Raw genomic sequence first — 8,091 nt, 5'->3', positions numbered from 1 at the left:
CGGGTTCGAACCGGCGACATTCAGCTTGGAAGGCTGACGCTCTACCAACTGAGCTACTCCCGCCTGTGCTTGCAAATATAATCTGAAACTTTTTCAAATTCCAAAAATTTTCCAGCTTTTTTAAAATGATAACTACGGAAAAAATTACGGATCCGGGTGAAAATTTCTTCATTTAAAATCTTGTTAAATGCCGCTTATCCCATTCTGTTTTCTAACAAAATAGTCCTATTTTTAGCTACAACTATAAATAAATACGCATAAATGGATTTCATGAAAAATAAAGCCGGTAAAATTCAGGATTTAATTGACAACAAACTATTAGAAAAAAGGAAAATTTATATGTGGGGCGAGGTTAATGACAAAACCGCGAAATATGTGATAGACCGCCTTGAATACCTGGATCTGGAAGGAGATGATGAAATTCAGCTTTTTATAAACAGTCCGGGAGGTTTTGTGACCGATGGCTTTGCCATCTATGACACCATTATGAGCCTGGAATCACCGGTTTCTACGATTTGTACGGGACTCGCGGCATCTATGGGATCTATCCTGCTTTCTGCTGGAAAAAAAGGAAGAAGATTCATCCAGCCTCACGCTAAAGTGATGATACATCAGCCTAGTGGAGGAGCCCGCGGTCAGGCTTCTAATATTGAGATTGCCGCAAACGAGATCTTAAAAACAAAACATCTCAGCGCAAAGATCCTGGCTGAAAACTGTGGTAAAACCGTAGAAAAAGTACTTAAAGATTTTAATCGGGATTACTGGATGGATGCCGAGGAATCAATGGATTATGGAATAGTAGACGGAATTTTTAAGAAGTAGAAATGGAAATCAAACATAAAGAAAACAACCAGCGGGGGATGTTTTATATTGAAAATAATAAGGGTCTTATCGCCGAGCTTACCTATTATAAAAATTCAGGTAACATTCTTACCATAGATCACACCGAGGTTAAAAGAGAGCTTGAGAATCAAGGCATCGGATCCAGTCTCGTAGAAAGAAGTGTGGAGTATGCCCGGGAGAACAATTTGAAAATAGACCCACTCTGCCCTTTCGCTGAAGTTAAGTTCGATGAGAATGAATCTTATCAGGACGTTAGGGCTTCCTAATGCTAATTACCACTACCACTTATCAATAGATTTTGTTATGCGAGCCCCTCTTGTAATTATTCTTCTTGGTCTATTCCTTTTATGGGGATGTAAGAACGAAAACGAAACACCGGGTATCGAAGAGAGAAATGAGGTAAAAGAAATAGGGTCGCTCACAAAAGCTGGCAGAATTGAAGACTTTTTAGAGAAGTCTCCAAATGAACCGAAGCTTTATAACTCACAGGCTGTCTTATCATTTTATGAAGAGAATGATTTCGCTCCCATCTGGAACAACAGGAAACTAAGAGAAGAGCTCTACAGAAACATTGAAAATGCGGAGGATGAAGGCCTGTTCTTTGAAGATTATCACGGTGAAGCTCTTAAGGATTTGCTTAGCTCCATTGATTCCAATTCGAAGGCAGAAAACGATTATCTAGAGCTATTGCTCACAGATTCTTTTTTAAGACTTTCAGAAGATCTGGCCACGGGGAAGCTCAACCCTAAAGAGCTATATCAGATCTGGGGAACTCCTTTAAATCAAATAGACCCTACAGGTTTACTTAATAAAGCCATTTCAGAAGAAGATATCCAGAAAGCGCTTGATTCTGTAAGACCTGATCATATAGTTTATCATGGTCTTAAAAAAGCGCTCAGGCAGTTTAAAAGATTTGGGATTGAAGAAGATTCAGCGACCCAAATTGGCTCCGGAAAGCTTATACGCCCAGGAGAATCGGATGAAAGAATGAGGTCAGTAGCCCAGCGACTTTCTGAACTTGGTTATTTTAAGGGTGAACCCGATTCGGTAAAAACAAATTATAACGAGGAAGTTCAGGAGGCTGTCAAGGCCTTTCAGCAGGAACACGGTTTACAGGTAGATGCGCTCCTGGGCAATTCCACTATTCAAAATCTTAACCTGACCAGAAGGGACAGATATCATCAAATTATAGTAAACCTTGAAAGATGGAGATGGTACCCCAGGGATCTTGGAGAACACTATATTATCATTAACATCCCCGACTACAGGTTAAGCGTGGTAAAAAACAGAGACACCATAAGGTCACACAGGATCATGGTAGGAACCCAGGTTCGGAAAACACCCGTTTTCTCCGATCAGGTGCAATATATCGTTTACAATCCTACCTGGACAATTCCTCCAACAATTAAAAAGAACGATGTGATTCCCGGGGTAAAAAGGGACCCGGCATATTTACGAAAAAGAGGCCTGAGAATCTATGATTCACAAGGAAGCACTGTCGATCCTTCTACTGTAGACTGGTCTTCCTCAAAACCCCTGTCATATACTTACAGGCAACATCCGGGTGCATCAAACCCTCTTGGAATGGTTAAGATCATCTACCCGAACGAATATATGATCTACCTGCATGACACCCCTTCAAAGGATCTTTTTGAAAAAAATGCACGGGCTCAGAGTTCAGGATGTGTAAGAGTGCAGGATGCTCTTGGACTGGCCAGATATATTCTCAGCGACCAGGAGAAATATGACGATAAAAAGATAGAAGAGATCATTCAGTCAGGAAAAACCACTGAAATCCCGGTAACCCAAGATGTGAGGGTTCATCATTTTTACTGGACTGCCATAAATGAAAAAGATACCATCAGGTTCATTGATGATATCTATAATCTTGATAAAAATCTTTGGGAACGGCTAAAGCCTGAAAACTGATTAGCTATTCAAGTATTTAGAACCTGACTGATATTTCTCATTGTTCTTGTGGATATACACCACAGATTTTCCCTTAATTGTATTGATAAGATTTTTTGCAATCTTATTCGGAACGGCAGGACAACCGTAACTTCTACCCAGTCTTCCATATCTATTAATGAATGTAGGCTCGGCATAATCGGCTCCATGGATCACAACATACCGCTTACGCGCATTAGAATTAAAGCCTTTCTCCATCCCATCAATAAAAAGAGAAAGTCCATTCTTACCATAGTAGGTTTCCCCGGTCACATAGAACCCAAGAGAACTTTGGTGAGAATTAACCGTATTGGAAAATTTTTTCGCAAATTCAACACCGGTATTCTTTCCATGTGCCACGAATGTATTGAATACAACTTCCTGCGTATCCATATTAAGGATCCACATTCTCTTTTTCTTGGAAGAAAGATCAAAGTCGATTATTGTAAGTAAAGGATTAGAAACCTTACCGGCTTCCTCCAGTTTTGAATATCCGTTCATAGCCTTTTCAAATACCGGAAGATTCGGCATTGTAGCATTATTGAGTGAAAAAGTTTGATACAGGTCATCAACTTTTTCTTTAATAGTCTTTTCAATTTTGGTTTCAACGGAAATTTCCGAAGTGATCTCGGAATTGTTAGAATACTTGATTTCATCGGTACTGCTGAATGCAAATGAGAATATTAACACTCCAACAACAGTAAGGATTCGGTACTTCATATAATTCAGCTTTTTATAATTATTTGTTAATAAAAACCAAAAGTCCTGCCAACATACAAAAATTCAGAACTAATTTGAAAAAAATACCAATTTTAACAATTAAGACTTTTAGATCGCTTAAAATTAGCTACCTAACGCAAAAATCAGGTGTATTCAATCAACGCAAAAGAGTGACTAATATTTTAATTTTTTCAGAATATAATTGTTAAAGTTTTAAGCTAATGAACCTGTAAGATTTGGAAAAAATTTTGTTAAGGTCTGATGTGTGGCTGCTATTGAGATCTTCGGGCTCATTAAAATTTGTTTTTTGGCAAAAGAAAAACCCTGAAATATGGAAACTCAATATCCGGATCTTTCGGTTAAGAAGAGGTTGCTCTTGGTACTGTGAGCCTGAAAATAATAAACCTGAAGTAAAGATCTTGCTGAATTCGGTTAAGAACCAGGGGCTCTAATTGAGTTTATACAGATCCTGAAAAAAGTTGCAGGACCAAAACCCTATATCTGAATTCGAGAGAACCCATCCCGATCCCGAAAAGAGGATCGAAAAAATACAGGTAGCAATATAAAGGAACCACAGGTAGTTTTAATAAAAGATTATAGTCTCTTGTTCAGGCATTGCGACGAAATGTTTTTATCTTTAACCCCCAAAATTGTTTTAGCTTCATGAAAAAGAAAGTCCTGTTAATGATACTGGATGGCTGGGGAATTACTCAAAATGAAGAGGTTTCAGCCATTGCAAAGGCGAATACGCCCTTTATGGATTCCCTTCCGGGGAAATTTCCACACGCCACCCTGAGAACAGATGGAATGAATGTTGGTCTTCCTGAAGGCCAGATGGGCAACAGTGAGGTTGGCCACATGAATTTGGGAGCCGGCCGGATAGTATACCAGGATCTGGTAAAAATAAACATGGCCGTAGAGAAAGATACCCTAAAGGACGAACCGGTACTCGAAGAGGCCTTTAATTATGCCGTAAAGAATAACAAACCTGTTCATTTTATGGGACTTGTTAGTGATGGCGGTGTACATTCTCATATCAACCACCTGAAAGGCCTGCTATCTGCCGCTGAAAAATTCGGAGTTAAAGAAAAGTATGTACATGCTTTTACTGATGGTCGTGATGTTGACCCGCATTCCGGAAAAGGTTTTATCGAGGACCTTCTCCCCCATCTTGAAAATACAAATTCAAAACTGGCCTCTATCATCGGAAGGTATTATGCAATGGACCGTGATAAAAGATGGGAACGTGTGAAGCAGGCTTACGACCTTATAGTTCATGGTAAAGGGAATAAAACTACCGATGCCCTTGCTACAATTCAGGAAAGTTATGACGACAATGTAAGCGATGAATTTATAAAGCCGATAGTTCTTACTGATAAAGATGGTGATCCTGTGGCCCAATTAAGGGAAAAGGATGTGGTGATTTATTTCAATTTTAGAACAGACAGGGGAAGACAACTCACCCAGGCCCTTTCTCAGGATGACTTTCCGGAATTTGAGATGAAGAAGTTGCCATTATATTACGTGACCATGACGAAGTATGATGATTCTTTTAAAAATATCAATATCATCTTCAAAAAGTCAAATATCAAGGCTACCCTAGGGGAAGTATTGGAATATGAAGGAAAGAAACAAATAAGGATCGCTGAGACCGAAAAATATCCCCACGTGACTTTCTTCTTTTCCGGAGGAAGGGAGAAACCATTCAGTGGTGAAAAAAGGATCATGTGCAATTCGCCAAAAGTGGCTACCTATGATCTTCAGCCGGAAATGAGTGCATTTGAGATAAAGGATAAGATAGTTCCTGAAATCGAAAAAGAATCTGCTGACTTTATCTGTCTGAATTTCGCCAATCCCGATATGGTTGGCCATACCGGAGATTTTAATGCAGCGGTCAAAGCCTGTGAAACAGTGGACATCTGTGCGAAAGAAGTTGCCGAAACTGCCTTTGACAAAGATTATTCTGTCATCATAATAGCAGATCATGGTAACAGTGAGGTAATGAAGAATCCTGACGGAAGTCCGAATACGGCTCATACCACTAATCCCGTACCACTTATACTTATGGATAAAGATGTTAAGACCATCAAGGACGGTAAATTAGGAAATATAGCCCCTACGATTCTAAAACTTATGGGAATCGAGAAACCAGATCTAATGACCGAAGATCCCCTAATCTGAAAATTTATATGAGGAAAATTTCAATATTACTGGCGGTCCTTACGTTAAGTTGTGGTAACACCTTAAATAAATCCGCAGATGATTTTAATGTAGAAAAAAGTGAAGAAACCAGTATCCAGGAAGATGTGTTATTAGGAGAATTCACAAAAGAAGATCTGAAAAAAAGACCATTTTCAAGCTGGTATGAATCCGGATATAAAAAATTCTCACCAGATGATGAGGCAATGAGTACGATCAAAAAAAATATTGGTGACTATGAAATAAAATTGCTGATGGGCAGTTGGTGTGGTGACAGCAGAAGAGAAGTACCTAAGTTTTTAAAACTTCTGGATAATGCTAATTATAATTATGATAAGCTTAAAATGATAGCTGTAGATTACAACAAGACCACTCCCTCCAATATTGAAAAGGAACTGGATGTGCACCATGTGCCAACCATCATTTTCTACAAGAACGGAAAGGAAGTAAATCGATTTGTAGAGTATCCACAAGAAGAGAGCATAGAAGAAGATATTGCTATGATCTTAAGCGGGAATAAGTACAAAAATTCCTACGCAGACTAAGTAAAACCAAAGCTTTAGAGTCAAATTAGAAAATATTAAGTAATTTCGCATTATGCCCAATTCTCTAACGATAGCAGTTGATTTTGACGGAACTATAGTAGAGAACAGATTCCCCGAAATAGGCAAACCTATACTTTTTGCTTTCGAATCCTTAATAAAATTGCAGGATGAAGGGCACCGCCTTATCTTATGGACTTACCGTCATGGCGAAAGACTGGAAGAAGCAGTGCACTTCTGTCAAAAAAATGGACTGGAGTTCTATGCGGTAAACAAAAGCTACCCGGAAGAGGAATTTGACCATACAATAAGCAGGAAAATACTCGCTGATATTTTTATTGACGACCGTAATCTTGATGGTTTAAAAGGCTGGGGAGAGATTTACCAGAGTTTAACTAATAACAAACCGGGAAAGAACGGAAAGAAAAAGAAAAGAACCGGTTTATTTAGAAGATTTTAAATAATAATATGATTATACCAAAATCCAGAGAAGAGATAGAATTAATGCGCGAAAGTGCGCTGATTGTTTCTAAGACCCTTGGAATGCTGGCTCCTAAGATCAAACCGGGAGTTACAACTCTGGAACTGGATAAACTGGCCGAAGAATTCATTCGCGACCACGGTGCCGAACCTGGCTTTTTAGGACTTTATGATTTCCCCAACTCACTTTGTATGAGTCCGAATGCCCAGGTAGTTCATGGTATCCCCAATAAAACTCCGCTTAAGGAGGGAGATATCATCTCTATAGACTGTGGTGCAATAAAGAATGGTTTCTACGGTGATCACGCCTATACATTTGAAGTAGGCGAGGTAACTCCCGAAGTAAAAAAATTACTTGAAGTTACCAAAGATTCTCTCTATATTGGGATGAGAGAATTCAAAGCAGGAAATCGTGTTGGAGATGTGGGCTATGCCATACAGAAATACACAGAAGACCATGGGTATGGTGTGGTTAGAGAGCTTGTAGGCCACGGCCTTGGTCGAACCATGCACGAAGATCCTGAAATGCCTAACTACGGAAGACGTGGAAGAGGCAAAAAATTCATCGAGGGAATGGTTGTTGCCATAGAACCCATGATAAATATGGGAACTAAACGCATTAAGCAATTACCCGATGGATGGACAATACTAACCGCCGATAATAAGCCTAGTGCTCATTTTGAGCACAACGTGGCTCTTGTAGACGGCAAACCCGAATTACTATCTACATTTAAATATATTTATGAATCCTTAAAAATTAATTCCAAAGAAGAAGACGAATTTAGAGTAAGAGTTTATGATTAAAAGTTACAGACAGGAAATCTGGAAGACCCTACACAAAGATTCCTGGGAAGACCGCTTTATCTATAAAGTCTCAAATTTCGGAAGGATGATCAGTTATCTGAAAAACCCGGAAGGAGAACTTATGAAAGGCGGAAAAGTAGGTGGATATTTAAACTTCGCGGTTAAATTGAAGAATGGAAAGCACAAAACGTATTACATTCATCGTGTCATCGCAGAGATGTTTTTAGAGAAGAAAGAAGGCGACCAGTATGTAATTCACAAAAACTTCGTGAAAAACGACAATCGCGTATCTAATTTGGCTTGGGCCACCAAAGACGAATGGGTCCAACATCAGTACGACAGTCCTAAAGTAAAGGAGAACAAAAGGAAGAGAAAACTTAGAAAAGTCACTTCTTATTCCAAGTTAACCTATGCTCAGGCGGTGATCCTGAAGAAAAAACTTTTAGATCCCGAAAGAAAAACCCGTATCAGAGTACTTGCCAAGCAATTTGGAGTCTCAGAAATGCAGTTGTATCGCATTAAATCGGGTGAAAACTGGGGAGATATCGAAGTATAG

9 protein-coding genes are annotated in these 8,091 nt (G+C 39.2%); 8 read left to right on the top strand and 1 reads right to left on the bottom strand.

The window, feature by feature from the left end:
- The first annotated feature begins 270 nt into the window (after positions 1–270).
- From LU635_RS00305 to LU635_RS00295, 3 genes are read left to right on the top strand one after another with little or no spacing between them, the layout of a single operon-like run.
- Entirely contained in the window at positions 271–822 is a 552-nt protein-coding gene (locus LU635_RS00305; RefSeq protein WP_240095194.1) for a ClpP family protease, read from the top strand.
- 2 nt (positions 823–824) lie between these two features.
- Positions 825–1,109, top strand: coding sequence for a GNAT family N-acetyltransferase (locus tag LU635_RS00300; protein WP_240095193.1), 285 nt, complete (start codon positions 825–827; stop codon positions 1,107–1,109).
- Entirely contained in the window at positions 1,072–2,772 is a 1,701-nt protein-coding gene (locus tag LU635_RS00295) for a L,D-transpeptidase family protein (RefSeq protein ID WP_240095192.1), read from the top strand. Before LU635_RS00300 ends, LU635_RS00295 begins: the two co-directional genes overlap by 38 nt.
- On the opposite strand, the gene LU635_RS00290 is transcribed toward LU635_RS00295, so the two are convergent.
- Positions 2,773–3,510 (bottom strand): murein L,D-transpeptidase catalytic domain family protein, encoded by a 738-nt coding sequence (locus LU635_RS00290; RefSeq protein WP_240095191.1) that lies wholly within the window; start codon positions 3,508–3,510, stop codon positions 2,773–2,775.
- Positions 3,511–4,173: 663 nt separating this feature from the next.
- Here LU635_RS00290 and gpmI point away from each other — a divergent pair.
- The 5 genes from gpmI to LU635_RS00265 are packed head-to-tail and all read left to right on the top strand — an operon-like array spanning position 4,174 to position 8,091.
- Positions 4,174–5,691: a 2,3-bisphosphoglycerate-independent phosphoglycerate mutase gene (gene gpmI, locus LU635_RS00285; RefSeq protein ID WP_240095190.1), complete on the top strand. Its 1,518-nt coding sequence runs from the start codon at positions 4,174–4,176 to the stop codon at positions 5,689–5,691.
- An 8-nt stretch (positions 5,692–5,699) separates the two neighbouring features.
- Entirely contained in the window at positions 5,700–6,254 is a 555-nt protein-coding gene (locus LU635_RS00280) for a TlpA family protein disulfide reductase (protein WP_240095189.1), read from the top strand.
- A 52-nt stretch (positions 6,255–6,306) separates the two neighbouring features.
- Positions 6,307–6,711 carry a BT0820 family HAD-type phosphatase gene (locus tag LU635_RS00275; RefSeq protein WP_240095188.1) on the top strand — a complete coding sequence of 135 codons (405 nt, stop codon included), beginning with the start codon at positions 6,307–6,309 and terminating at the stop codon, positions 6,709–6,711.
- An 8-nt stretch (positions 6,712–6,719) separates the two neighbouring features.
- On the top strand, positions 6,720–7,535 hold the full coding sequence (map, locus tag LU635_RS00270) for a type I methionyl aminopeptidase (RefSeq protein ID WP_240095187.1): 816 nt from the start codon (positions 6,720–6,722) through the stop codon (positions 7,533–7,535).
- Positions 7,528–8,091 carry an HNH endonuclease gene (locus tag LU635_RS00265; protein ID WP_240095186.1) on the top strand — a complete coding sequence of 188 codons (564 nt, stop codon included), beginning with the start codon at positions 7,528–7,530 and terminating at the stop codon, positions 8,089–8,091. Before map ends, LU635_RS00265 begins: the two co-directional genes overlap by 8 nt.

This window comes from Christiangramia crocea (assembly GCF_022410465.1).
In the GTDB taxonomy this organism is placed as follows: Bacteria; Bacteroidota; Bacteroidia; order Flavobacteriales; family Flavobacteriaceae; genus Christiangramia; species Christiangramia crocea.
Note: the sequence above shows the minus strand (reverse complement) of the source record. Positions and strands in the feature narration are given on the sequence as shown.